This window comes from Actinoplanes sp. OR16 (assembly GCF_004001265.1).
Taxonomy (GTDB): domain Bacteria; phylum Actinomycetota; class Actinomycetes; order Mycobacteriales; family Micromonosporaceae; genus Actinoplanes.
The window spans coordinates 3462501-3488823 of record NZ_AP019371.1; the positions used below are offsets into that span (position 1 = coordinate 3462501).

Consider the following 26323-nt stretch of genomic DNA (forward strand, 5'->3'; position numbering starts at 1 on the left):
ATCAGCCAAACTCCGAATGCCGGTAAGTGAGAGCGCGGCAGTGAGACTGCGGGGGATAAGCTTCGTAGTCGAGAGGGAAACAGCCCAGATCGCCAGCTAAGGCCCCTAAGCGTGTGCTAAGTGGAAAAGGATGTGGGATCGCATGGACAACCAGGAGGTTGGCTTAGAAGCAGCCACCCTTTAAAGAGTGCGTAATAGCTCACTGGTCAAGTGGTTCCGCGCCGACAATGTAGCGGGGCTCAAGCACACCGCCGAAGCTGTGGCATTCACACATTAACTCCGCTCCAAGATTCGTCTTGGTGTGCAGGTGTGTGGATGGGTAGGGGAGCGTCGTGTTGCGGGTGAAGCGGCGGAGTGATCCAGCCGTGGACGCTACACGAGTGAGAATGCAGGCATGAGTAGCGAATGAAGGGTGAGAACCCCTTCCGCCGGATGACCAAGGGTTCCAGGGGCAGGCTAATCCGCCCTGGGTGAGTCGGGGCCTAAGGCGAGGCCGAGAGGCGTAGTCGATGGATAACGGGTTGATATTCCCGTACCCGCAAAGGAGCGCCAACGACGAACCTCACTGTACTAACTACCCAATGCTGGGGAGGACTTCGGTCCGAGCCGGCGGCGGCTAGGACCTCGGTGGGTAGTAGTTGAGTGATGGGGTGACGCAGGAAGGTAGATGATCCCGGCCGGTGGTTGTGCCGGGGTAAGCGTGTAGGCCGGTGTGTAGGCAAATCCGCACACTATTGAGGCTGAGACGTGATGCCGAGCCGTTCTGGTGAAGTCATTGATCCTATGCTGCCGAGAAAAGCCTCTAGCGATGTTCCGAGCGGCCCGTACCCTAAACCGACACAGGTGGTCAGGTAGAGAATACCGAGGCGACGGGTGAACTGTGGTTAAGGAACTCGGCAAATTGCCCCCGTAACTTAGGGAGAAGGGGGGCCGGACGCGTGAAGCCCCTTGCGGGTGGAGCGTGGTATGGCCGCAGAGAGCAGGGGGAAGCGACTGTTTACTAAAAACACAGGTCCATGCGAAGTCGTAAGACGATGTATATGGACTGACGCCTGCCCGGTGCTGGAACGTTAAGGGGACCTGTTAGCTCTTCGGGGCGAAGCGGAGAACTTAAGCGCCAGTAAACGGCGGTGGTAACTATAACCATCCTAAGGTAGCGAAATTCCTTGTCGGGTAAGTTCCGACCTGCACGAATGGCGTAACGACTTCCCCACTGTCTCAACCACAGGCCCGGCGAAATTGCAGTACGAGTAAAGATGCTCGTTACGCGCGGCAGGACGGAAAGACCCCGGGACCTTTACTATAGCTTGACATTGGTATCCGAATTAGCTTGTGTAGGATAGGTGGGAGCCGGTGAAGCTTGGACGCCAGTTCAGGTGGAGGCATTGTTGAAATACCACTCTGGTTGGTTTGGGTATCTAACTTGCGGCCCTGATCGGGTCGAGGGACAGTGTCTGGTGGGTAGTTTAACTGGGGCGGTTGCCTCCTAAAGGGTAACGGAGGCGCCCAAAGGTTCCCTCAGCCTGGTTGGCAATCAGGTGTTGAGTGTAAGTGCATAAGGGAGCTTGACTGTGAGACTGACGGGTCGAGCAGGGACGAAAGTCGGGACTAGTGATCCGGCACTTGCGTGTGGAAGCGGTGTCGCTCAACGGATAAAAGGTACCCCGGGGATAACAGGCTGATCTTCCCCAAGAGTCCATATCGACGGGATGGTTTGGCACCTCGATGTCGGCTCGTCGCATCCTGGGGCTGTAGCAGGTCCCAAGGGTTGGGCTGTTCGCCCATTAAAGCGGTACGCGAGCTGGGTTTAGAACGTCGTGAGACAGTTCGGTCCCTATCCGCCGTGCGCGTTGGATACTTGAGAAGGGCTGTCCCTAGTACGAGAGGACCGGGACGGACGAACCTCTGGTGTGCCAGTTGTTCTGCCAAGGGCACGGCTGGTTGGCTACGTTCGGAAGGGATAACCGCTGAAAGCATCTAAGCGGGAAGCCTGCTTCGAGATGAGGTATCCCACCACCTTGAGTGGGTAAGGCTCCCAGGAGACTACTGGGTTGATAGGCCGGAGATGTAAGCACGGTAACGTGTTGAGTTGACCGGTACTAATAGGCCGAGGGCTTAACCACCCTAAATTTTCTGCTTGCGTCCACTGTGTGATTCACAGCAAACGAACAACCACCTCGTTTGCCGGCTCTCGGGCTGGCGCGGGTTGCTGGTTCTTCGCTGTGCTGAAAGGTGTTTCGGTGGTCATAGCGGAGGGGAAACGCCCGGTTACATTCCGAACCCGGTAGCTAAGCCCTCCAGCGCCGATGGTACTGCACTCGGGAGGGTGTGGGAGAGTAGGACGCCGCCGGACTCAACTTATGGAAAGGCCCACCCGGGCGACCGGGTGGGCCTTTTTGTATTTCCCAGAAAACCAGAAAAAGCGGATCAGTCGCGGGTCTGGGTCGCGGCTCGAATCGTCTGCATCAGGGGGGCGGCTTCGGTGGACGAACGGTCGAGGAACATCGCCACGGCGAGGCTTCCGTGGTCGGCCCAGCCGCAGACCTGAAGATCGGTGCCGTCGGACTTGGTCGTTCCGCACTTCATCGTTCCGCCGAGGTCGCCGGCCGGGACGTCGTGGATGTCGGTGACGGTGCCCTCCTCGTCGCCCAGGAGAGTGAAGGCGTTCTCCAGTTCCGTACCCGGCGACCACAGCAGTCTGGTGCCGCCGAAGAAGAGGACGTTCTTGTCGTCAGGTGTGGTGTAGACGGCGCCGACGGCCTTGTCCATGGTGATCTCCGCGGAGATGGCGCTGCGGAGGTAGTCGGCAGTGGCGGTGGCGTCGTCGCTGTCGTCGAGGGTGAGCGTGCCGATCGTGGCGGGAGTGGAGAGCGTCGTGTGGCGCTGCGAGTTCACCTGCCAGCCGACGTAGGCGAGGGTCGCCAGGCCGGCCGCGGTGATCACCAGCAGGCCGGACAGGAGAACGGTCCGGACCTTGCGGCGGTTGGCGGCTTCGTGATCGCGCTCGTCGTCGGACGTCTCGGCCAGTTGGAACGGCCCTGCACTGATCTCGATCGGTTCCGGTTCGGCTTGTGGAGCACGCGCGTCCTGCAGAACAGGTTCCGGGGAGTCGGCGGGGGAAGACATCACGCGAGCCTATCCTCCCCCGAGGGACAAGGTACGGAAGTCGGCTCCGTAGACTTGTCGGGTGACCGATGAGACCGAAACCCGTACTCCCGACAGCCGGCCCACCGGTGGCCTCTCCGCCCAGTACCAGCCGGGCGAGGTAGAGCAGCGGCGGTACGAGCGTTGGGTATCGGAGGGCTACTTCACGGCGGACCCCAAGAGCGACAAGCCGCCGTTCACTATCGTCATCCCCCCGCCCAACGTGACGGGGTCGCTGCACGTGGGCCACGCCCTCGACCACACCATCCAGGACACCCTGGTGCGCCTCAAGCGCATGCAGGGTTACGAGGTGCTGTGGCTGCCCGGCATGGACCACGCGGGTATCGCCACGCAGAACGTCGTCGAGCGCAAACTTGCCTCCCAGCAGCTGTCCCGTCATGACCTGGGCCGGGAGAAGTTCGTCGAGAAGGTCTGGGAGTGGAAGGCCGAGTCCGGTGGCGCGATCCTCGGGCAGATGCGGCGGCTGGGTGACTCCGTCGACTGGACGCGCGAGCGCTTCACGATGGACGAAGGCCTGTCCCGAGCCGTCCAGACCATCTTCAAGCGGATGTTCGACGACGACCTGATCTACCGTGCGAACCGGATCATCAACTGGTGTCCGCGCTGCCTCACCGCGCTCAGCGACATCGAGGTGGAGCACAGCGACGACGAGGGCGAGCTCGTCTCGATCCGGTACGGCGAAGGCGCGAACTCGATCGTCGTCGCCACCACCCGGGCGGAGACGATGCTCGGTGACACCGCGGTGGCGGTGCACCCCGACGACGAGCGTTACCAGCACCTGATCGGCACCGAGGTGGAGCTTCCGCTGACCGGCCGCCGCATCCCGATCGTCGCCGACGAGCACGTCGATCCCACGTTCGGGACCGGCGCGGTGAAGGTGACCCCGGCGCACGATCCGAACGACTTCGAGATCGGGCAGAGGCACGACCTGCCCAGCCTCACCGTCATGGACGAGCGCGCCGTCATCACCGTACCGGGGCCGTTCGAAGGTCTTGATCGTTATGAGGCGCGTCCGGCGATCGTCGACGCTCTGCGGGAGCAGGGCCGAATCGTCGCCGAGAAGCGGCCCTACCTGCACTCGGTCGGCCACTGCTCGCGCTGCAAGACCACCGTGGAGCCGCGCCTCTCGCTGCAGTGGTTCGTCAAGACCGGCCCGCTGGCGAAGGCCGCCGGCGACGCGGTGCGCGACGGTCGCGTGAAGATCGAGCCGGCCGAGCTGTCCAAGCGCTACTTCGCTTGGGTCGACAACATGCACGACTGGTGCATCTCCCGGCAGCTCTGGTGGGGACACCGGATCCCGGTCTGGTACGGCCCGGCCGGCGAAGTCGTCTGCGTCGGCCCCGACGAGGCGCCGCCGACCGGCGAGGGCTGGCGTCAGGACGAGGACGTCCTCGACACCTGGTTCTCCTCCGGACTGTGGCCGTTCTCCACGCTGGGCTGGCCGGAGAAGACCGCCGAGCTGGAGAAGTTCTACCCGACCAGTGTCCTGGTGACCGGTTACGACATCCTCTTCTTCTGGGTCGCCCGGATGATGATGTTCGGTCTGTACGCGATGGACGGCAAGCAGCCGTTCGACGTGGTCAACCTGCACGGCATGGTGCGTGACCAGTTCGGCAAGAAGATGTCGAAGTCGTTCGGCAACGTCGTCGACCCGCTGGACTGGATCGACCGCTACGGCGCCGACGCCACCCGCTTCACCCTGGCCCGCGGCGCCAACCCCGGCTCGGACGTGCCGGTGAGCGAGGAGTGGTGCCAGGGCTCGCGGAACTTCTGCAACAAGCTCTGGAACGCCACCCGGTTCGCGATGATGAACGGCGCGACAGCGGGCGGCGAGCTCCCCGACAAGTCCGAACTGTCCGCCATCGACAAGTGGATCCTCTCCCGGCTTCAGCACACGATCGCCGAGGTCAACGACTACTTCGAGCGCTATGAGTACGCGAAGGTCTGCGACACCCTCTACCACTTCGCGTGGGACGACGTGTGCGACTGGTACCTGGAGCTCAGCAAGCCGGTCCTGGCCGCCGGGAACGAGACGGCCAAGAAGGTCCTCGGCCACGTCCTCGACCAGCTGCTGCGGCTGCTCCACCCGGTCATCCCGTTCGTCACCGAGGAGCTGTGGATCGCGCTCACCGGTGGCGAGACAGTGATGAAGGCGACCTGGCCGGCCGTCGACCAGAACCTGATCGACGACGCCGCCGAGGAGGAGCTGGCCGCCCTGCAGAAGGTGGTCACCGAGGTGCGCCGGTTCCGGTCCGACCAGGGCCTCAAGCCGAGCCAGCGGGTCAGCGCCGCACTGACCGGCCTCGGCAACGTCGGGATCGACACGCACGAGCCGCTGATCCGCTCGCTGGCCCGGCTCGACGCGCCCGGCGCCGACTTCACCGCGACCGCGACCCTCGCGGTGACCGGGTCGATCACCGTCGACCTGGACACCCGTGGCGCGATCGACGTGGCGGCTGAGCGTGCCCGGCTGGAGAAGGACCGCGCCGCCGCCGAGAAGGAGGCGACCCAGTGCCGGGCCAAACTCGGCAACGAGTCGTTCATCGGCAAGGCCCCCGAACAGGTAGTCGCCAAGATCAAGGACCGGCTGGCGACCGCCGAGGCGGACCTGGTGCGAATTGCCGCGGCCCTGGAAGCGTTGCCGTCAGCATGAGCTCAGAATATTCAGAGGTCGAGGCCGCGCTGAACCAGCGCGGTTTCACCCGCATGGTCTTCGACATGCAGAAGATCCGGGATCTCATGGACGTGCTGGGCAGCCCGCAACGGGCCTACCCGGCGATCCATCTGACCGGTACGAACGGCAAGACCAGCACGGCCCGGATGATCGACGCGCTGCTGCGGGCACACGGCCTGCACACCGGCCGCTACACCAGCCCGCATCTGGAGACGGTCCGCGAGCGGATCAGCCTGGACGGCGAGCCGGTCTCCGAGGAGCAGCTGGTCACTACCTACCAGGACGTCGCCCCGCTCGCCGAGCTGATCGACGCGCGGAACGCGGAACCGCTGACCTACTTCGACATGACCACCGCCATGGCGTACGCGGCCTTCGCGGACGCACCGGTGGACATCGCCGTGGTCGAGGTCGGCCTCGGCGGCGAAGAGGACGCGACGAACGTCATCGAAGCCGGCGTCTGCGTGCTCACCCCGATCGGGCTGGACCACACCGAGTGGCTCGGCGACACCATCGAGGACATCGCCTGGCACAAGGTCGGCATCATCCACTCCGGCGCCACGGTGATCACCGCGCTGCAGACCGAGGAGGCCATGCGGCCGATCCTCGAACGCGTCGCGGACATGGGCGCCACGCTGGCCCGTGAGGGCAGCGAGTTCGGTGTGATCGAGCGGGCCCAGGCGGTCGGCGGGCAGGTGCTCACCCTGCAGGGCCTCGGCGGCGTCTACGACGAGGTCTTCCTGCCCCTCTTCGGCGCGCACCAGGCGCAGAACGCCGCCATCGCGCTCGCCGCGGTCGAGGCGTTCCTCGGCGCCGGCGCCGGTAAGCAGCTGGAGGTCGACCTGGTCCGTGAGGGCTTCGCGCAGGTCGACTCGCCGGGACGGCTGGAACGCGTACGCAGCGCTCCGACGATCCTGCTCGACGGCGCGCACAACCCGCACGGCATGGCCGCGACGGTGGCCGCGCTGGAAGAGGAGTTCACGTTCCGCCACCTCGTCGCCGTCGTGGCGGTCCTCGGCGACAAGGACGTGAGCGGCCTGCTCGATCTGCTGGAGCCGGTGGTCGCCCGCATCGTGGTGACCGAGAACAGCTCGCCGCGCTCGATGCCGCTGGACGAGCTCGCCCAGCTCGCCACCGACATCTTCGGCGAGGACCGGGTGAAGGTGGCCGCGAACATGCCGGACGCCATCGCGGAGGCCGTCTTCCTCGCGGAGGACGACGCGTCCGGCGAGCTGAGCGGCGTCGGCGTGCTGATCACCGGCTCGGTGGTCACCGTGGCGGATGCCAGGAAGCTGCTGAAGCGATGACCGACCAGGCGAAGCCCTCGGGCCTGAAGAATCCGGCCGGCGCGGTCCGCGGTCTCGGCGCCGCCACGCTCGGCATGGAGGCGCTGATCCTGCTGCTCGCGATCGCCCCGCTCAGCATCATCGGCGGCGAACGCAAGGGCGCCGCGATCGCCGTGGTGATCGTCGCGACGGTGCTGGCGATCGCCCTGGCCGGCAGCATGAAGCGGTCGTGGGCCTGGCACGCCGGCAGCGCTCTGCAGGTGCTGCTGCTCCTCGGCGGCTTCCTGCACTGGGCGGTCGCCTCGGTCGGCGTGATCTTCGGGCTTGCCTGGCTCTATGCCCTGCACGTGCGCAGGACGATCCTCGGTTGATCTGATCAAAAACGGCCGGCCTTCTCGCGAGGGCCGGCCGTTTCTTCATGTCGGGATCAGCGGATCGCCCGCCACTGCGTGATCGCGATGCTGTGGTTGTCCGGGTCCCGGAACGTCGCCGACCACAGTTCCAGCTTGTCTCCGCGGTTCACCACGCGCGGCGTGTGCACGAACTTCACACCCTTCGCCCGCAGTTCCTCGTAGACCGCCTCCACGTCACCGACCTCGAGGTTGAGGTGGATCAGCCGCCCCGCCTCGGCCGGCAGGCTGTGCACGGTCCGCAGCACGAGACGCGTATCGCCGGACGCCAGCACCGCGCTGCCGTCCCCACTGTCGATCTCGAAGAACCCGAGCACGCCCCGGTAGAACGCGATCGACTGATGCAAATCGGTCACCAGCACCGTGATGCCAACACCGTGAATAGCCCCGGCAGGTCCGGGCCGCGCACTCGGATAAGCCGTGATCACATCGGCCGCGCGCGCGTCCGGCTCGGGCCGCTCCCCGAAGTCACCCCAAGGATTTTCTTTTTCTGTACGAGCGGAGCCGGAGCTCTCGGCGTCACTTCCGCCAACCGGCCCCTCCCCACTCGAACCAGCCTCATGGGACCGCTCCGCCTCATCAGAACGCGAGCCACCCCGATCCTTGGACCCGACCCGCCCAGCGACAAATCCGGCAACCGCCCCGGCAGCCCCCGCAACAGCAGCCCTGATCCCGCCCGGCCCCTGTTCACCGACCCCTTGATCACCGGATCCGGCCTCACCAGTCTCGGCCTCACCGGGCTTGCTGCTGACCGCACCGCTCTCTGCCACAGCCACAGGTTCGAAAGCCTCGTCCGGCCTCGATGCGGCAGCCGCATCCAGATCCGAAACAGCAGTCTCGTCCGGAATCGACTGCGCCGGAGCAGCGACGATGTCCTCCGCGACAGCAGCCGAGGCAGCAGGCGCATCTTCCGGCGCAGGTTCAGGACTGCCCTCACGAAGGCCGCCGTCGATCGAGCCGCCGTTGATTGAGCCGCCGTTGATTGAGCCGCCGTCGTTCGAGCCGCCGTCGTTCGAGCCGCCGTCGATCGAGCCGGCGTCGTTCGAGCCGCGATCGTTCGGGCCGCCGTCGTTCGGGCCGCCATCGATCGGGCCGGTCGGGGTGTCGTCCAGCGGGATGTCGATGTCGTCGAGTTCGCGGGGAGCGGCCGGGCCGGTAGCGGTCTCCGGCGGCGGCGCGGTCGGGAACGGGCGATCGGGCGTAGGCGCTACCGGTGGCGGCGACACCGGTGAAGGCGCTACGGGTGTCGACGAAGGAACCGGCTCGGGACGTGGAGCAGGCCACGCCGCGGCAGGTTCCGGTTGCGCAGCCGGAGCAGGCTGATCGAAGTCGGACGCCCACGGCGATGCAGACGCAGCCGCCGCCTGATCGGAGTCGGGCACGCCCGATGCGGAAGCAGCCAAGTCGGCCTCCGAGGCACCGGACGCTGCGGCGGCGTTCGGCGAACTGCCGGACGTCTCGGTACCGTTCGACGTACTACCGGGCTGCTCGAAGAAACGAGTACGGCCGGACGAGGTACGCGGCTCGTCGAGCGGCAGATCGATCTCCGGTTCGGCAGCAGCCGCAGGCGTGGTTTCGGAAGCCGAGGTGGTATCCGCTACCGACTCCGTCGACGTGCGCTGCGTAGGCGGCATTCCAGCAGCCGCGGCCCCCGCAACGAATCCAGCAGTGGCAGCCCCAGCAGTGGCAGCCCCCGCCGCGGCCCCCCGGCCCGGCGACTCCGAGGCCGTGTCCCGGTGGCCGGACGGCTCCGAGGCCGTATCCCGGTCGACGGTGTCATCCGGATCGGCGACGGTTTCCGGGTTCGGCACCGTGTCGGGATCGGGTTCCGCCGAGGTCTCCGGCCGCGCGGACGACTCGGGACCGGCCGGCTGGTGCGGAGCAGGAGCAGGAGCGGGAGGGTCTTCGCGCTCCACCGTCGCGGTGGCCGCGCTGCCTCGGGGGCGAGGGCTGGGACGAGTACCGCGGGGCCTCGACGCCCCGTCGCCGGCGAACGACGCCGACGGCGCATAGGCCGACCCGGAGGACGACGAGGACTGACCCGGCCCGGGCGGAGGCGGCGCGTAGGCCGAAGACGACCCGGGCGGAGGCGGAGCATAGGCCGACGAGGACGAAGACGACCCAGGCGGAGGCGGCGCATAAGACGACCCGGACGAAGACGACCCGGGCGGAGCTGACCCAGGCGGAGGCGGCGCATAGGCCGACCCCGGCGAAGGGGCGGCATAGGCGGGTCCCGGCGGCGGCGGGATCGGGTCGTCGGCGGAGGTGCCGAAGGCGGCTCCCGCAGCCCGGCGTGGGAGGGGCGGTGGAGGATCGTCGTCGCCGCCGACCACCTGACCTTCGACGATCGTGCCGGCCGGGGTGTCGCGGACCACGACCGGCGTGGTCGGACCGGCCGTGTAGGCGGCGCGCGGCGGCGGCGGGGGCGGCGGCTCGTCCTGGTCGAACTGCCAGTCGCGCTCGCGGCCCTCCCACGGCGCCGGGCCGATGTCGCCGAGCAGGTCGTCGTCGGGTTCCTCGGTCTCCTGGTACGCCGCGGCGGCCGGCGGTGGCGGGTCGCTGCCCTCGTCGCGGAGGGGGGCGTCGTTCCAGTTGACGCGGACCCGGCGGGTGTCGTCGACGTCGACGGTGATCGGCACCGTCGCGCCGATCGCCGGCCACTTGGCGACCGGGATGCGGGATTCGCGGAGGACCGTGTCGAAGGTGCCGAGGCCGGGCGCCACCACGATCACGTCGATGTCGGCCCGGCCGTACGCGGCGTTGAGGGGCACCGGCGGGATCGACTTCACCTCGGCGTTGCCGGCCACGGTGGCGCGCCCGCCGCGGCGGGGCATGTTGACTATCGCGAGGACGACGGCGAGCACGAGGACGGCCAGGCCGAAGAGGGCGACCGCCCAACTCGACATGCCGAGCCCGTACACGATCACGAAGACCGCGAGCGTGCCCATGACCGCCGCCACCAGCTTACGGGCCGGGGCGATGGGCCGGCCGGTCTGGTTCGCCACTGTGGACCTCCCGGTTGTTCCCGTCAGGTTATGGCCCTGCGCCTCATCTACGAAAGTGCGGTAGTCCGGACATCGCCGCTCGCCGGTTTCGAGGTACCGATAGGCTGAACTCACCGCCCCTTTGCTACGGAGGAACCGCGTGACCAGCACCACCGAGCGTTCGCTCGTGCTCATCAAGCCCGACGCGGTGCGCCGCGGCCTGCTCGGCGAGATCCTGTCCCGCTTCGAGCGTAAGGGCCTGGTCATCGAGGCGCTGGAGTTGCGCACGATGGACGCGTCCCTCGCCGACGCCCACTACGCCGAGCACGTCGACAAGGCTTTCTACCCACCGCTGAAGGACTTCATGACGAGCGGCCCGCTCGCCGCCCTGGTCCTCTCCGGCGACTCGGTCATCGAGGTGGTCCGCGCGATGATCGGCGCGACCGACGGGCGGAAGGCGGCGGCCGGCACGATCCGTGGCGACTTCGCCCTCTCCAACCGGGAGAACCTCGTGCACGCCTCCGACTCCCCGGAGAGCGCCGAGCGCGAGCTGAGCCTCTGGTTCCCCAAGATCTAAGACCTTTTTCTGTACGAGGCGCCGCCGGAGTGTGGGCGGCGCCTCAGTCCCTACAGCGTCTCCAGGCTGGCCCGCCGCCGGGATTCGGCCTCGAAGACCTTGAGCAGGACAGCCGCGAGCACGGCCCAGCCGGCCCCGATCAGCAGTTCGGCGCCGAGTGCCGGTGCGGCGGCCGGGAACCCCTCGCCCGCCGCGAGCAGGCGCGCCGCCTCGGCCGCGTGGGTGATCGGCAGCACCTGACCGGCGGCCACCATCCAGTCCGGCAGGCCCTCCCGGGGGACGTTCACCCCGGTCAGCAGGAGCAGCAGGGCCGCGGCGACGTTGGAGACCACCCAGACGTCCCGGAACCGCAGGCCGAGCGCGCCGAGCGTGAGCCCGAAGAAGCCGCAGGCCAGCGATGCCGCGGCGAGGACCAGCGCGAGGCCGGGCAGCGCGTCCACCGGAATCCGCAGTCCGAGCAGCAGAGCCCCCATCAGCAGGGTGAACGCGGCGATGAGCAGGCCGTTCCCGGCGTACGGCAGGACGCGTCCCCAGAAGATGACGGTCCGGCTGCGCGGGGCGAGCAGGACGTGTCCGAGCGTGCCGTACCGCCGCTCGTTGGAAACCGCCATGGTGCCGCCGAAGACGCACGCCGTGGAGGCCGCCAGCACCGCGTTGCCCAGGATGAAGAACGTGTCGTCGGCCACCCCGAGCTGCCGCCCCAGATAGGCGAAGAACAGTAACTGGAAGGTGGGGCCGGCGAGCAGCGTTCCGGCGTACATGGCAGGGGTCGTCCAATTGAAGAGCGCCCGGTAGGCGAGAGCGCCGCCGATGCCGATGAGCCGCAATGTCGTCATGAGAGCGCCAGCGTTCCGGCCGCACGGGCGCGGCGTTCGAAGGAGGTCAGGAAGGCGGCGCCGAGCGCGAGGCAGATCAGGCTGATCGCGAGGCAGACGCCGATCGAGGGCCAGACCGGGCCGCCGCTGGTGGCTTCGCGCAGTGCCCGGGCGCCCCAGGTGGTCGGAAGGATCGCGGCGATCGGGCCGGTCCAGGCCGGCAGCACGCTGATCGGCACCAGCATCCCGGAGAGCAGCCAGACCGGGTACTCCAGCGGGTTGGCGAGGGCGTTCGCGTTGCGCAGCAGGACGAAGGTGGAGGCGAGCAGCAGGCCGAACATGCCGAGGCCGAGCACGCAGGCGACGGCGGCGGCGAGGAACGCGAGCGGGTGCGCGATGTCCAGCGGGATGCCGTAGACGAGCCGTCCCCAGCCCAGGGTGGCGAGCAGCGCGTACGTGCCGGTGACGGCGGTGGCCGCGGTGATCGGCAGGATCACGGTGACCGGCCGGCGCGGCGCCAGCATGATCATCTCCAGGGTACCGTGCCAGCGCTGGTTCTGGATGGCGCCGCCGGAGCCGGTCAGCACCGACGACCAGATGCCCATCAGCCCGGCGCCGACAGCGGCCTCCAGCAGCCGGTGCGGCTCGCCGGCGGCGCGGAAGAGATAGACCGCGAGGGTGGCCTGGACCAGCGGGATGATCATGGCGAGCGTGATCTCGAGCGATGACCGGCTCATGTGCTTGGCGTGCATGAGGGTGCCGACCAGCAGAGTGCGCAGGGTCGTCATGAGGCGCCTGCGAGCGGCACGCTCACGATCGCCACATAGGCGTCCTCCAGCGTGGGCTCCCGGCTGTTGACCCGGCCCAGCCGCACGCCGGTCAGCTCGCGGAGCACGTCGCCCTGCACATCCACGCCGGCGTCCGACTGCACGGTCAGCAGTTGCAGGGCGCCGCGTTCCTCCAGGACGGTCTCGCGGACGCCGGGCAGCCCCCGTAGAGCGGTGATCGCGGTGTCCGGGACGCCGTACGCCTCGACCTCCACGACCCGCCGCCCGTCTGCCCGGCGCCGCAGCTCGGCGGGGGTGCCGAGCGCCTGGATCCGGCCGTCGGCGATCACCGCGATCCGGTCGCAGAGCTCGTCCGCCTCGGCCATGTAGTGCGTGGTCAGCAGGACCGTGGTGCCGGCCGCGGCGAGCCCGCCGACGGTCCGCCGCAGCTCCCGGGCGGCGACCGGATCCACCCCGATCGACGGCTCGTCGAGGAAGAGCACCTCCGGGTCGTGCAGCAGGCCGCGGGCGATGTGCAGCCGCTGGCGCATGCCCCGGGAGTAGCCCTCGACACGTTCCCGCTCCCGGCCGGTGAGCCCGACCAGCTCCAGCAGCTCGCCGATCCGGCGCTTCTGGTCGCGCGCGGCGACGCCGTAGAGCTCGGCGAAGTACCGCAGGTTGTCCAGCGCGGACAGCCGGTCGTAGAGCCCTCGGTCGCCGCCGAAGACGTACCCGATCCGGCGCCGCACCTCGCGGGTCTGCCGTACCACGTCGAAACCGCAGATCCGGGCCGTTCCGGCGGTCGGGATCAGCAGCGTGTTGAGCATCTTGATGGTGGTCGTCTTGCCGGCGCCGTTCGGTCCGAGGAGGCCGAAGAGCTCGCCACGGCGGACCGTCAGGTCGACCCCGCGGACCGCCTCGACGGTCTCCTTCCGGGGCCGCAGCCAGCCGGTCCGGGTGCGGTAGGTGCGCCGCAGGCCCTCCGCCTCGATGGCGTATTCACGTCTCACGCTTTCCACACGCAGAGCTTGGGACGATCCGGCCGTTCAGGAAACGAATTCGGTCCTCGCCGAATCCTCGCCGATCAGCGTGACCAGCGCGGTCCCGGCGGGTTCGAGGGCGTAGAGGACCCGCCGGCCGGCCCGGCGGCGCTGCACCACCCCGGCGGCGAGCAGCGCGGCGAGGTGCTCGGAGACCGTGCTCGGCGCCAGCCCGAGCGAGCGCGACAGCGCTGTCGTGGTGGCCGGGACGACCAGGGCGCGCAGCACCGCGGCCCGGCCCCGGCCGACCAGGACGGCCAGCCGGTCGGTCGCCTCCGGAGTGCCCGCCACGCCCGGCGCCGGGCCCTCGGCGAGCACCGCGGCGCCGCGCGACTGATAGGTCACCATCATCACGTCGGGGTGATCGGTGGAGCAGCTCAGCGCGCCGCGCGAGAAGATCAGCGGAACCAGCAGCAGGCGCTTGTCGAACGCCTCGAACGAGTGCTCGATCGACTTGACCAGGGTGAGGACCGGCGGCTCCCAGAGGATGCGGTCGTGCAGCCGGGCCAGCAGGGCGTCCGGGCCGTCGGCGGCGAGCGCGCGAGCCCGGAGCAGCACCTCCTCGTCGAGGGCGGAGCGCATCGCCGGCCAGTACGGCGCGATGGCGGCGTCCCAGTACGCGGCGAGCCCGTCGGCCAGCCGGTTCAGCGCGTTCACCCGGTCGTCCCGGAACGGCCGGAACACCTCCAGCAGCTCGCCGCCGACGTAGAACTGCGCCAGCTGTTCCTCGACGACCTCCGGCGGAGTGCCGCGGAGCTGTTCCAGCTGGTCGGCGATGGTCGGCGCGGACGTGAGCGGGATCGGGTCGAGGAAATCGGGCATGCTCGCCGGCACCTCGAAGTAGAGCGAGACCGGCCGGACCGCCGGATCGGTGCGCAGGATCCGCCGGGCGTTCACCGCCCACTGCTGGTACGGCCACGGCACCTCGGCGTGCCGGTGCAGCAGGAAGAGCCCGCACACCAGATCGGCCAGCGGGCTGATCGCGATCCGCGTACGCGCCAGCGTCGGCTCATCCAGCTCGATCCGAATCACGGGGAACAGTCTAGGAACGGTGCTCCCCTCGTACGAAAAAGTGATTCAGGTTTCAGGAACTAAAAGGTAGGACCTCTGCTGCCGACGAGGTGGCGGAGAGAGCGAGGCAATAATGAATCTTCTTCGTCGGATGCGGCTGCGCGTGCGGCTGCTGTCGGCGTTCGGACTTTTCTGTCTGCTGGTGGCGTCGATGACGGCCGTCGGTGTCGCCGAGTCGCGGGAACAATCGGCGGCGGCGGACCGGGTCGAGGAGATGCAGGGCCTGACCCGGGCCGTGATGCAGTTGAAGTTCCGCAACGCGGACGTGAGCGGGTGGCAGCTGGCCTACGGCTGGGACGCCTCGCTCCACGGCAACGCCGCGGCGATCGACCCGGCTTCGGAGAACCGCAAGGGCACCATCGACGCGCTGGAGGCGCTGGAAGCCGAGCTCGCCGTGGTGGCGGGCGCCGACCTCACCGTGGCGGAACGGGGCTACTTCGGGATCATCGAGGACAACTTCGCGAAGTTCCGGGAGTACGACGACCAGGTCGTGGAGTTGCTGCGCACCGGTGGGACGGGCGCGGTGGAGCAGGCCGCGTCCCTGATCAACAACGAGGAGTACGACGTCTTCCTGGCGATCGTGGAGAACACCGACACGCTGGTGGACTCCGTGAACGCGCGGGCCGGGGCGGCTCAGGCCGAGCTGACCGCGGCCGGCGAGCGCCTGCGGATGGTGCTGCTGATCGGCTGTGCGCTGGCACTCCTGCTGACCGTCCTGCTCGGCCTGCTGCTGACCGCCAGCATCGAGCGGCCGGCGGCCCGGGTCCGCGAGGCCCTGCGCGTGCTGGCGGCGCGGGACGTGACGCCGCGGCTGCCGGTCGACGGCCGCGACGAGCTGACCGACATGGCGGTGGCGTTCAACGAGGCCGGCGACGCCGTACGGGAGATGCTCGCCGGTGTCGGAGAGCGGGCGGCCGCGCTGGCCGGGGCGTCGGCGGAGCTCGCCGAGACGGCCCGGCGGATGGACGGCCAGGCCGGGGACACCAGCGACCAGGCCGGCGTCGTCGCCGGCGCCGCGGGGGAGGTGTCCGGCAACGTGCGCACGATGGCCGGTGCCGCTCAGGAGATGGTCGCCGCGATCGGCGAGATCTCGCGCAGCACCACGTCGGCCGCGGGCGTGGCGGCGGACGCGGTCCGGACGGCCCGGCTGACCTCGGAGTCGGTCGGCGACCTCGTCATCGCGAGCGAGGAGATCGGCGCGATCGTCAAGACGATCACCGCGATCGCCGAGCAGACGAATCTGCTGGCCCTCAACGCCACGATCGAGTCGGCCCGGGCCGGCGAGGCCGGAAAGGGTTTCGCCGTGGTCGCGAGCGAGGTGAAGGACCTCGCCCAGGAGACCGCGCGGGCGTCGGCGGACATCGTCGGCCGGATCGCCGCGATCCAGCAGACCACCGGGCAGGCGACCGCCGCGATCGAGCGGATCACCGGTGTGGTCCAGGAGATCTCCGAGCTGCAGGGCAACATCGCCGCGGCGGTGGAGGAGCAGTCCGCCACCACCGGTGAGATCAACCGGAGCGTCGCCGAGGTGGCGCAGGGCTCCGAGCAGATCGCCGCGAATGTGGCGAGTGTGGCGGACATCGCGGCCGCGACCACGCGGGACGCCGGCACGACCCGGGAGTCGGCGCGGCAGCTCGGCGAGATGGCCGGCGATCTCCGGGGTCTCGTGGCGTCATTCAAATACTGAGTTCAGGGAATCCCGGGGTGGCCGGTATCGTTGTCCTCACGCAGGCGACGAACCGGCCATCACCGGGGAGCCTCCGGAAGAACGGTCCTCCTAGTAGAACCGGGCGTTTTTCGGCGCGCGCGACCAGCCGGACGAATGAGCGGGCGTGTCTGCGGGCACGCCAAGCGAGGTGGTACCGCGGGCTCGTAAAGGGCTCGTCCTCGCAGTCACGACGACTGCTTGAGGGGAACCATGGCTTACCCGAAACACACCGATGCCACGGGCGTGCCGGCGTCGCCGGACCTGCCCGCCGTCGAGCGTGCCGTCCTCGACCACTGGGCGGCCGACAAGACCTTCGAGGCGTCGATCGCGCAGCGCCCGGCCGGCGAGGACGGCTCCAACGAGTACGTCTTCTACGACGGCCCGCCTTTCGCCAACGGCCTGCCCCACTACGGGCACCTCTTCACCGGTTACGTGAAGGACCTGGTCCCGCGCTACCAGACGATGCGGGGCAAGCGGGTCGAGCGGCGGTTCGGCTGGGACACCCACGGCCTGCCCGCCGAGGTCGAGGCGGAGAAGCAACTCGGCATCACCACCAAGGCGCAGATCGTCGACCTGGGCATCGACAAGTTCAACGACGCCTGCCGCACGTCGGTGCTCGCGTACACCAAGGACTGGGAGCGGTACGTCACGCGCCAGGCCCGCTGGGTCGACTTCTCCAACGACTACAAGACGCTCGATCCGGCGTACATGGAGTCGGTCATGTGGGCGTTCAAGACGCTGCATGAGAAGGGCCTGGTGTACGAGGGATTCCGCGTCCTGGCCTACTGCTTCCGATGTGAGACGCCGCTCTCGAACACCGAGACGCGGATGGACGACGTCTACCGCGACCGGACCGACCCGGCCCTGACCGTGCGGTTCCGGCTGGACACCGGCGAGGACATCGCGGTGTGGACCACGACTCCGTGGACCCTGCCGTCGAACCTGGCGCTGGCCGTCGGGCCGGACATCGAGTACGCGGTCCTGGAGAAGGACGGCCAGAAGCTCATCGTCGGCGCCGGCCGGGTCGGCGCGTACGCCAAGGAGCTCGAAGGCTACGAGCAGGTCGGCACGGTCACCGGCAGCGAACTGGTCGGCCGCCGCTACACCCCGCTCTTCGACTTCCTCGTCGAGCAGGGCGGCGAGAACGCCTTCCAGGTCCTCGGCGCCGACTTCGTCACCACCGAGGACGGCACCGGCGTCGTGCACATGGCCCCGGCCTTCGGTGAGGACGACCAGAACACCTGCAACGCGGCGGGCATCCCGACCGTGGTGACCGTCGACGACCACACCCGCTTCACCGCGCTGGTCCCGGACTTCCAGGGGCTGCAGGTCTTCGACGCGAACAAGCCGGTCATCGCCGTCCTCAAGGAGCGGGGCGCCGTGCTGCGCCACGACGGGTACACGCACTCGTACCCGCACTGCTGGCGCTGCGACACCCCGCTGGTCTACAAGGCGGTGTCGTCCTGGTTCGTGGCGGTCACCCAGTTCCGGGACCGGATGGTCGAGCTGAACCAGGAGATCAGCTGGACGCCGTCGCACATCAAGGACGGCTCGTTCGGCAAGTGGCTGGCGAACGCCCGCGACTGGTCGATCTCCCGGAACCGCTTCTGGGGATCACCGATCCCGGTGTGGAAGTCGGACGACCCGAACTACCCGCGCGTCGACGTCTACGGCTCGTTCGAGGACATGGAGCGCGACTTCGGCGTGAAGGTCACCGATCTGCACCGCCCGTACGTCGACGACCTGACCCGGCCGAACCCGGACGACCCGACCGGCAAGTCGGTCATGCGCCGGGTGCCGGAGGTGCTCGACTGCTGGTTCGAGTCGGGCTCGATGCCGTTCGCGCAGGTGCACTACCCGTTCGAGAACAAGGACTGGTTCGAGCACCACTACCCGGGCGACTTCATCGTCGAGTACATCGGCCAGACCCGCGGCTGGTTCTACACCATGCACGTGCTGGCGACCGCGCTCTTCGACCGGCCGGCTTTCCGGAACTGCCTGAGCCACGGCATCCTGCTGGGCGAGGACGGCCGGAAGATGTCGAAGTCGCTGCGCAACTACCCGGACGTGTACCGGGTGTTCGACTCGTACGGCTCGGACGCGATGCGCTGGATGCTGATGTCGTCGCCGGTGCTGCGGGGTGGCGACATGCCGGTCACCGAGGTGGCGATCCGCGACTCGGTGCGCCAGGTGCTGTTGCCGCTGTGGAACGTCTGGTACTTCTTCAGCCTCTACGCGAACGCTTCGGGTTACGAGGCTCGGTTCCGGACGGACTCGGAGCATCTGCTCGACCGTTACGTGCTTGCCAAGACGCGTGAGCTGGTCACGGACGTCCAGAAGCAGATGGACGACTACGACATCTCCGGCGCTGCCGGATCTGTCCGTTCGTTCTTGGACGCCCTCACCAACTGGTACGTCCGCCGCTCGCGCGACCGGTTCTGGGACGGCGACGAGGACGCGTTCGACACCCTCGCCACGGTGCTGGAGACCCTCTGCCGGGTGGTGGCGCCGCTCGCGCCGCTGACCACCGAGGAGATCTGGCGCGGACTGACCGGTGACCGCTCGGTGCACCTGACCGACTGGCCCGACGCGGACGCGTTCCCCGCCGACCACGAGCTGGTTGCGTCGATGGACGCGATCCGGGACGTCGCCTCGGCGGCGCTGTCGCTGCGCAAGGCGAAGGGCCTGCGGGTCCGGCTTCCGCTGGCGTCGGCGACCGTCGCCACGTCGTCGGGTTCGGCCCTCGCCGGCCTGAGCGACCTGCTCAAGGACGAGGTGAACGTCAAGGACGTGGTCTTCACCGACGACGTCGCGGCGTACTGCCAGCAGGTCCTGACCGTGGTGCCCCGCGCGCTCGGCCCCCGGGTCGGCAAGCAGGTGCAGCAGGTCATCAAGGCCGTGAAGAGCGGTGACTGGCAGCTCGTCGACGGCGCCCCGGTCGCGGCCGGCGTCACCCTGGCCGAGGGGGAGTACGAGCTGAAGCTGGTCGCCGCCGACGTGGAGAACTCCGCGCCGCTGCCGGCCGGCGGTGGCGTGGTCGTGCTCGACACCGTCGTCACGCCCGAGCTGGCGGCCGAGGGCCTGGCCCGCGACGTCATCCGGGTGGTGCAGCAGGCCCGCCGCGACGCCGACCTGGACGTCAGCGACCGGATCTCGCTGGTGATCGGCGCATCGGACGCGGTCCGCGCGGCCGTCGAGGCGCACCGGGAGTTCGTGGCGGGGGAGACCCTGGCGACTTCGCTCGAGTTCTCCTCCGGCACGGAGGGCTTCGCCGGTGAGGTCGGCGACGGCGAGCAGATGACGGTGACCGTCACCGCAGTGTGATTGATCACTGTGCAAGAAACCGCCGAATAGCCCGGATGTTCGCCTGGTGGGGGCGAATGTCCGGGCTTCGGTCCAAGATCATTAGGTACATCGGCGCTCCGGTCCGATAACCTCACAACACCCCATCCCTACTTACGCACACCTGTGTGCTCCGGAGGACGAGTTGCCGCTGATCTACTCAATCGGCAAGATCATCGTCGGCGTGCCGTTGATGACTGGCTGGCGGCCGACCGTCGAAGGCCTCGAGCACATCCCGACCAACGGTGGGGCGATCTTCGCCGGCAACCACCTCTCCGTCGCTGACGAGCTCTTCCTCGGCGCCGTGGTCCCGCGCCACCTGGCGTTCTGGGCCAAGTCCGACTACTTCACCGGCACCGGGGTGAAGGGCTTCCTCAACCGCAAACTGATGGAGGGCCTCGGCGCGATCCGGGTGGAGCGCGCCGGTGGCCGGGCCGCGCTCACCGCGTTCGACGCCGCGATCCCCGCGCTCAAGGACGGCGACTTGGTCGCGGTCTACCCCGAGGGCACCCGCTCGCCGGACGGCAAGCTCTACCGCGGCCGGACCGGCGTGGCCCGGCTCGCGGTGGCGGCCGGTGTGCCGATCATCCCGGTCGGCATGATCGGCACCGAGAAGGTCCAGCCGATCGGCCAGGTCTACCCGAAGCTGATGCGCAACACCGTGACGATCAAGTTCGGCAAGCCGATCGAGACGGTCGGCCGCGCTGACGACCGGACCGCGCTGCGCGAGCTCACCGACCAGGTGATGGGTGAGATCCAGAAGCTGACCGGCCAGGAATACGTTCCTCGTTACGCCCCCAAGAAGGCCGAGGACTAGAACGCCGGGACCAGGACCTCGTCACGGAGCTGGGCCACCAGCGCGGCGCTCTCGTCGAGCGACCGCCGGGTGAGCAGCGCCGTGGCGAGGCTGCCGTGGTCGGCCCACGAGCACGCCACCACCGCGGTGCCGTCCAGCCGCCCGGTCCCGCACTGCTCGTGCACCCCGAACTCGCCGGTGTCGTAATCGGACACGTCGGTGAGGTTCAGCTCGCCGCTCAGCCGATCGAGTTGCGCCGTGACGTCGGCGCCCGGGGTGAGCCGGAAACCGGTGGCGCCGAAGAGCGTGACCCGCTTGCCGTCGCCGTCGGCGTAGACCCCGGCGAACGCGTTCGCTGACGATCCGGAGTCCTGCAACTGCTCGGCGAGCCGCTCGACCGCCCGTTTCGCCGACTCGGTCTCGCGCAGGACCAGGTCCGAGAAGGAGTCCGGCAGGACCGCGCTGACCGGGAACTGCCGGGCCGCCGGGATCTGCCAGTAGGCCAGCGGCGCGCCACAGCAGAGCACCATCATGACCACCGTGAAGATGGTGAGCCGGCGCAGCGTACGGCGGATGAATCCCCGCCGCTTGGGCTTCGGCGTCGGCCGGGCCGTCCAGGGCGCCGGGTTCGGCGGCGACATCGGCCGCCGCGGCTGAACCGGGGTTCGCGGCTTGATGAGCGGCTGCGGACCCATCGTGGACCTCGGAGCCGGCGCGGCCGGACGCTGCCAGAAGCGCCGCTTGCCGGCCGGCTTCGTCATGGCCGGCTTCGGCGCGGCGAACGGTGTGGTGGTCGGCTTCGCGCCCGGGGTCGCGCCCGGCTTCGCGCCCGGCTTCGCGCCCGGGTTCGCGCCCGGCCTCGCGCCCGGCTTCGGAGCGGCGAAGGGCGTAGTGGTCGGCTTGGGAGCGGCGAAGGGCGTGGTGGCAGGCCCCGGCGTGGCGGCCTGCCCCGGCGTGGTGGCGGACCCCAGCGTGGTGGCGGACCCCGGCGTGGCCGCCTGGCCCGGCCCGGTGGCCGAGGACTGTGCCGCTGCCCGGGCCTTCTCCTCGGCTCGTTCGGCCAGCTTCCGCGCGACCGCGGCCCGCGCCGCCTCGGCCTTCGCGGCAGCCGTCGCCGCAGCGGCCTTCGCGGCCTCGGCGGCCTTCCTCTCCACCACGTCGGCGGCAGCCGAAGCGGCGTCCAGCTTCGCGTTCAGCGCCGCCATCCGCTCCTGCCGCAAGCCTTCGGCGGGCGCATCCAGGCGGGTCGGCGGCGGCTCCTCCGCCGGTACGGGCGAAGTCCCCGGCATGGGCGAAGTCCCCGGCACGGGCGAAGTCCCCGGTACGGGCTGGGTCTCCGGTCCCGGTGTCGCCGCCGGAACGGACGTATACGCCTCGTCCCACACCTGGGTGGGCTGATCCGCCCAGGGATCGACGGCCGGCATCGTCGGCCAGGCCTCGTCGCCCCGTGATCGTCCGCCGGATCGTCCGGCACCTCGTCCGCCCGCAAGATCGGCCGCCCGGTCGCGCAGCCGTCCCCACGCGGATCGGCGCGGTCCGGCCTCCGGGATCGCGGCGGCGCCGCTCCACCGGGCCGGCATGGTCAGCGTCTTCGGGTCCTCGGAATCGGTCGTCCCGGTCTCTTCGGGCATTCCGATGGCCGCGGTCGTGTCGAGCGGCTGCTCGTCGGCCATTTTTCGATCTCCTCCTGTGCCCCCAGGGGTCGAGCGTCTTCTCCCAGGTTAGGTGTGGTGTGCCAGTGGGACGGCCGTGCCGGATCCGGATGCTGTGCACGAATGGCGGACAACGGGGGCGATGTGCTGAACGCTCCGGAGTCGTATGGTTACCCGGACTTTGCATTCAGCCGGTTCCCGGACCGGAAAGTGCCCGGAGTCACCCCTCGGAGATCGAGTGTTTTCAACGTGACGAGGGCCTCGCCAGCCGGCGCCGGACAACGGCCCGGCAGTCACAGGCCTGAGGTCAGGTTGAGAATTGCTCGTTCGCACACCGACCACCCGCACGCCCGGAGGGTTTGTTGCGCATGAGCACCACGCAGAGAAACGCCGTGACCTTCAGCGGGGCCGAGTCCGGCCGCCCCATGCTGTTCGCCCACGGATACGGCTGTGACCAGAACATGTGGCGTTTCGTCACCCCCGCCTTCGCCGACACGTACCGGATCGTGCTCTTCGACCACGTCGGCAACGGCAAGTCGGACCTGTCGGCCTACCGGGACGACCGCTACTCCAGCCTCGACGGCTACGCCGAGGACATCCTCGAGATCATTCACGAGCACGACCTGCGCGACGTCGTCTTCGTCGGCCACTCGGTGAGCTCGATGATCGGCCTGCTCGCCGCGAACCGGGAGCCCGAGCGCTTCGCCGGCGTCGTCATGATCGGGCCGTCGCCTCGCTACATCAACGACGACACCGACGGTTACCACGGCGGGTTCGGCCGCTCCGACATCGAGGAGATGCTGGAGTCGCTGGACAGCAACTACCTCGGCTGGTCCAGCGCCATGGCCCCGGTGATCATGGGTAACCCGGACCGCCCGGAGCTCGGCGAGGAGCTGACCAACAGCTTCTGCCGGACCGACCCGGAGATCGCCAAGAAGTTCGCCCGGGTCACGTTCCTCTCCGACAACCGGACCGATCTGCCGAGGTCCCGGGTGCCGTCGCTGATCCTCCAGTGCTCCGACGACGTCATCGCGCCCACGGTGGTCGGTGAGTACGTCCACAAGCACACTCCGGACAGCACGTTCCTGTCACTGAACGCGACCGGTCACTGTCCGAATCTCAGCGCTCCACAGGAAACGGTTGACGCCATCAAGTCCTGGTTGTAGACAGCGGGCATGATCGGCGGAGCTGGGTGTGAGTGAGACTGGTGGGCCGGACGTGACGAGCGAGTTGCGACTGCCCTGGGACGACGATCCGGAAGACCTCTATGAGCACGCGCCGTGCGGCTACCTCACGACGCTGCCGGACGGCACCATCGTCCGGGTCAACGAGACGTTCCTGGCATGGACGGGTTACACGCGAGCCGCGCTGATCGGTCACCGACGGTTCCGTGACCTGCTCACAGCAGGTGACAAGATCTATCACGAGACTCATTACGCACCGTTGCTGACGATGCAGAACGAGGTGCACGAGATCGCCCTGGAGGTGGTCGGCGAGGACGGGCGGCGACTGCCCGTGCTGGTGAACTCGGTCCTGGAACGCGGGACCGGCGGCGCGCCGCGGATCATCCGCACGATGGTCTTCAACGCGACCGAGCGGCGCAGCTACGAACGCGAGCTGCTCGCCGCCCGCCGCGAGGCGGAGCTGTCCGAGCAGCGCGTCCGGGTCCTGCAGCGGATAGTGGCCGATCTGTCGGCCGCGCCGACCGAAGCCGAGGTGGCCGAGGCGGTGGTCCGCGCGCCGGAGCCGGCGTTCGAGGCTGCCAGCAGCAGCATCTACCTGGTGGATCTGGAACGCGACCAGCTGGTGGCGGTCTCCTCCACCGATCCGACCACCGGCAACTGGGACGACATGCCGTACTCGTCGTCGCGCGCGGTGGCCGCCGTCGCCCGGCGCGGCGACCTGCACGTGATCGGCTCGCTCGCCGAGGCGGACGAGCACTTCCCGGACCTGGCCGAGTCGATGCGCCGTTCCGGGCGGGCCTCGGTGGTCCTGCTGCCGCTCACCACCGGCGCCGGCGATGAGCAGGCCGTCCAGGTGCTCGGTGTGCTGGCGTTCAGCTTCCGCGAGGAGCGCGCTCTGACCGACGGCGAACTGCGGGTCATCCGCCTGCTCGGCCAGCAGGCCGGCCAGGCGCTGGACCGGGCCCGGCTCTACGACGACGCCCGCCGCCGCGAAGAGCGGGCGAGCTTCCTGGCCCGGACGACCCGGTCGCTGGACGAGGAGCACCGGCTGCTGCAGCGTGCTCGCCGCCTGGTCGAACGGGTGGTCCCGGAGATCGCCGACTGGGCCGCGGTGAAGCTGCAGGTCGGCCCGGCCGGCCTGCTCGAGGACGCCGGTGGCCCGCCGCCGGACGCCGAGCTGCTCGCCGGCCGGATCGCCGACGTGACGGCCAAGGCCGAGCCGATCTTCGCGGTGGAGGGCGACGGCCTCGGCTGCACGGTGCTGCCGCTGACCGCCCGGGGCAAGGTGCTCGGCACGCTGGCGCTGCGGATGGCCGCCGACCGCCGGGGCGCCGAGGCCGAGAAGCTCTTCCTGATCGACCTGGCCGACCGGGCCGGGCTGGCGCTGGAGAACGCCCGCCTCTACGAGCAGGAGCGGGCCATCGCCCGGACGCTGCAGCGCAGCCTGCTCGCGGCGGACGTGCCCGGTGGCGACCCGCGGTTCGCGGTGGAGACCTACTACCAGGCCGCCGCGCAGGACCTCGAGGTCGGCGGAGACTGGTTCGACGCGTTCCTGATCAGCCCGCACAAGCTGGCCGTGGTGGTCGGTGACGTGGTCGGCCGGGGCATCGACGCGGCCACCACGATGGGCCAGCTGCGCAGCGCGATCCGGGCGCTCGCCTCCGCCGAGCACGGGCCGGCCCGTCTGCTGGAGCAGCTGGACCGGTTCTGCGAGCGCGTCGAGTCCGCCCGGATGGCGACGGTCGTGTACGGCGAGATCGATCTTCACAGTAGCGAGCTGGCGTACGCCTGCGCCGGTCATCTCCCGCCGCTGCTGCACGAGCCGGCCGGCTCCCCGCAGTACCTCCTGCAGGCCCGGTCGGCGCCGATCGGCTCGCGGGCCGGTGACCGCCGCCGCACCGAGCACAAGGTGCGTCTGGCCGCCGGCAGCCGGCTGCTGCTCTACACCGACGGCCTGGTCGAGCGCCGGGGCCGCCCGATCGACCGGGGCTTCGAGATCCTCGCCCGGGAGTACGCACGCCGCCGCGACGCGCCGCTCAAGGGCCTGACCGCGGGTCTCGCCGACACCCTGGTCGGCCGGGACCACGCCGACGACGTCTGCCTGCTCTGCCTCACGCTCGGCACCGAGGAGCGGCTGGAGCGCTCGATCGGCGCCGACCCGCTGCAGATCTCGCTGCTCCGTGCCGACCTGCGCGGCTGGCTGGTCGGCCACGCCGTCGACCAGGACTGCGTGAACGCGGTCCTGCTGGCCTGCTCGGAGGCGGTCGCGAACGCCATCGAGCACGGTTACCGGGATGACCCGTTCGGGGTCGTCGACGTCTCGGCGACGGTCAGCGCCGACGCCGTGGAGGTCCGGGTCAGCGACCGGGGCAGCTGGCGGGGACCGGGCGCCGACTTCGCTCGCGGCCGCGGGCTGCAGCTGATCGAGGACTCCATGGACGAGGTCTTCTTCGACCGTGGCGAGGGAACGACGGTGACGATGCGCCGGCACCGCGGAGGGGGTGGGGTATGACCGATCAGTGGGTGAGTTTCTCCCAGCACGGGATCGCCGAGCTGGTTCACCTCAAGGGTGAGATCGACCTGGCGAACGCCAACGACATCGGGCGGGCCATCGTGGCGCACACCACCGAGGCGGACGCCGTGCTGATCGACCTGACCGCCGTCTCGTTCCTGGACAGCGCCGGGGTCCGGCTGCTCGACCTGATCGTCGGCGACCTGGACGATCGGGGGAAGCCGATCAAGCTGGTGGTGGGGGAGCGCGGGGCCGCCCGGATGACCCTGCAGCTCTGTTCGTTCCGGACCGACCTGCTCTCGACCGACCTGGAACGGGCCGCGGCGGAGTTGGGTCGGTAGTC

The 26323-nt window shown here is 69.2% G+C and carries 17 protein-coding genes and 2 rRNA genes (1 of these 19 running past the window's edge); 12 read left to right on the forward strand and 7 right to left on the reverse strand.

From position 1 onward, the window contains the following. Positions 1-2123: ribosomal RNA gene (locus tag EP757_RS16110) — 23S ribosomal RNA — on the forward strand (it extends 994 nt beyond the left edge of the window). A gap of 113 nt (positions 2124-2236) precedes the next feature. Further along, positions 2237-2353 (forward strand): 5S ribosomal RNA (gene rrf, locus EP757_RS16115). Between the two features lie 74 nt (positions 2354-2427). Here the strand turns inward: rrf and EP757_RS16120 are convergent. After that, on the reverse strand, positions 2428-3126 hold the full coding sequence (locus EP757_RS16120) for a hypothetical protein (RefSeq protein ID WP_127546920.1): 699 nt from the start codon (positions 3124-3126) through the stop codon (positions 2428-2430). A gap of 61 nt (positions 3127-3187) precedes the next feature. Between EP757_RS16120 and EP757_RS16125 the strand changes: the two genes are divergently transcribed. Genes EP757_RS16125 through EP757_RS16135 form a run of 3 tightly spaced genes read left to right on the forward strand, consistent with a single transcriptional unit; the run spans position 3188 to position 7493 of the window. After that, complete coding sequence (locus EP757_RS16125; protein WP_127546922.1) at positions 3188-5818, forward strand: valine--tRNA ligase; 2631 nt, start codon at positions 3188-3190, stop codon at positions 5816-5818. Next, complete coding sequence (locus tag EP757_RS16130) at positions 5815-7143, forward strand: folylpolyglutamate synthase/dihydrofolate synthase family protein (RefSeq protein ID WP_127546924.1); 1329 nt, start codon at positions 5815-5817, stop codon at positions 7141-7143. The genes EP757_RS16125 and EP757_RS16130 overlap by 4 nt, the downstream gene beginning before the upstream one ends. Then, positions 7140-7493, forward strand: coding sequence for a DUF4233 domain-containing protein (locus tag EP757_RS16135; protein WP_127546926.1), 354 nt, complete (start codon positions 7140-7142; stop codon positions 7491-7493). Before EP757_RS16130 ends, EP757_RS16135 begins: the two co-directional genes overlap by 4 nt. Positions 7494-7549: 56 nt before the next feature. Here the strand turns inward: EP757_RS16135 and EP757_RS44800 are convergent, their stop codons facing one another. Next, positions 7550-10537 (reverse strand): VOC family protein, encoded by a 2988-nt coding sequence (locus EP757_RS44800; RefSeq protein WP_370457825.1) that lies wholly within the window; start codon positions 10535-10537, stop codon positions 7550-7552. Positions 10538-10676: 139 nt separating this feature from the next. Here EP757_RS44800 and ndk point away from each other — a divergent pair, with 139 nt between their 5' ends. Beyond that, the gene (gene ndk, locus EP757_RS16145) at positions 10677-11093 is read left to right on the forward strand and encodes a nucleoside-diphosphate kinase (protein ID WP_127546928.1); all 417 of its coding nucleotides are present in this window, start codon (positions 10677-10679) and stop codon (positions 11091-11093) included. A gap of 50 nt (positions 11094-11143) precedes the next feature. On the opposite strand, the gene EP757_RS16150 is transcribed toward ndk, so the two are convergent. The 4 genes from EP757_RS16150 to EP757_RS16165 are packed head-to-tail and all read right to left on the reverse strand — an operon-like array spanning position 11144 to position 14747. Further along, a complete protein-coding gene (locus EP757_RS16150; protein ID WP_127546930.1) occupies positions 11144-11929 on the reverse strand; it encodes an ABC transporter permease in 786 nt (261 codons plus the stop codon). Continuing rightward, positions 11926-12696, reverse strand: a complete 771-nt coding sequence (locus tag EP757_RS16155; RefSeq protein WP_127546932.1) for an ABC transporter permease — start codon at positions 12694-12696, stop codon at positions 11926-11928. Before EP757_RS16155 ends, EP757_RS16150 begins: the two co-directional genes overlap by 4 nt. Then, positions 12693-13685, reverse strand: a complete 993-nt coding sequence (locus EP757_RS16160; protein WP_127546934.1) for an ABC transporter ATP-binding protein — start codon at positions 13683-13685, stop codon at positions 12693-12695. The genes EP757_RS16155 and EP757_RS16160 overlap by 4 nt, the downstream gene beginning before the upstream one ends. 36 nt (positions 13686-13721) lie before the next feature. After that, a complete protein-coding gene (locus EP757_RS16165) occupies positions 13722-14747 on the reverse strand; it encodes a helix-turn-helix transcriptional regulator (protein WP_127546935.1) in 1026 nt (341 codons plus the stop codon). A gap of 112 nt (positions 14748-14859) precedes the next feature. Here EP757_RS16165 and EP757_RS16170 point away from each other — a divergent pair, with 112 nt between their 5' ends. From EP757_RS16170 to EP757_RS16180, 3 genes are all read left to right on the forward strand, one after another. Further along, the gene (locus tag EP757_RS16170) at positions 14860-16473 is read left to right on the forward strand and encodes a methyl-accepting chemotaxis protein (RefSeq protein WP_127546937.1); all 1614 of its coding nucleotides are present in this window, start codon (positions 14860-14862) and stop codon (positions 16471-16473) included. 231 nt (positions 16474-16704) lie between these two features. Continuing rightward, complete coding sequence (ileS, locus tag EP757_RS16175; protein WP_127546939.1) at positions 16705-19818, forward strand: isoleucine--tRNA ligase; 3114 nt, start codon at positions 16705-16707, stop codon at positions 19816-19818. A gap of 163 nt (positions 19819-19981) precedes the next feature. Continuing rightward, the gene (locus EP757_RS16180) at positions 19982-20653 is read left to right on the forward strand and encodes a 1-acyl-sn-glycerol-3-phosphate acyltransferase (protein WP_127546941.1); all 672 of its coding nucleotides are present in this window, start codon (positions 19982-19984) and stop codon (positions 20651-20653) included. On the opposite strand, the gene EP757_RS16185 is transcribed toward EP757_RS16180, so the two are convergent. Next, positions 20650-22305 carry a hypothetical protein gene (locus EP757_RS16185; protein ID WP_127546943.1) on the reverse strand — a complete coding sequence of 552 codons (1656 nt, stop codon included), beginning with the start codon at positions 22303-22305 and terminating at the stop codon, positions 20650-20652. The genes EP757_RS16180 and EP757_RS16185 overlap by 4 nt on opposite strands. Positions 22306-22652: 347 nt before the next feature. Here EP757_RS16185 and EP757_RS16190 point away from each other — a divergent pair, with 347 nt between their 5' ends. The 3 genes from EP757_RS16190 to EP757_RS16200 are packed head-to-tail and all read left to right on the forward strand — an operon-like array spanning position 22653 to position 26321. Further along, entirely contained in the window at positions 22653-23450 is a 798-nt protein-coding gene (locus EP757_RS16190) for an alpha/beta fold hydrolase (protein ID WP_127546945.1), read from the forward strand. 28 nt (positions 23451-23478) lie between these two features. Further along, a complete protein-coding gene (locus EP757_RS16195; protein WP_232050531.1) occupies positions 23479-25980 on the forward strand; it encodes a SpoIIE family protein phosphatase in 2502 nt (833 codons plus the stop codon). Further along, on the forward strand, positions 25977-26321 hold the full coding sequence (locus tag EP757_RS16200) for an STAS domain-containing protein (RefSeq protein WP_127546947.1): 345 nt from the start codon (positions 25977-25979) through the stop codon (positions 26319-26321). Before EP757_RS16195 ends, EP757_RS16200 begins: the two co-directional genes overlap by 4 nt. Positions 26322-26323 lie beyond the last annotated feature (2 nt).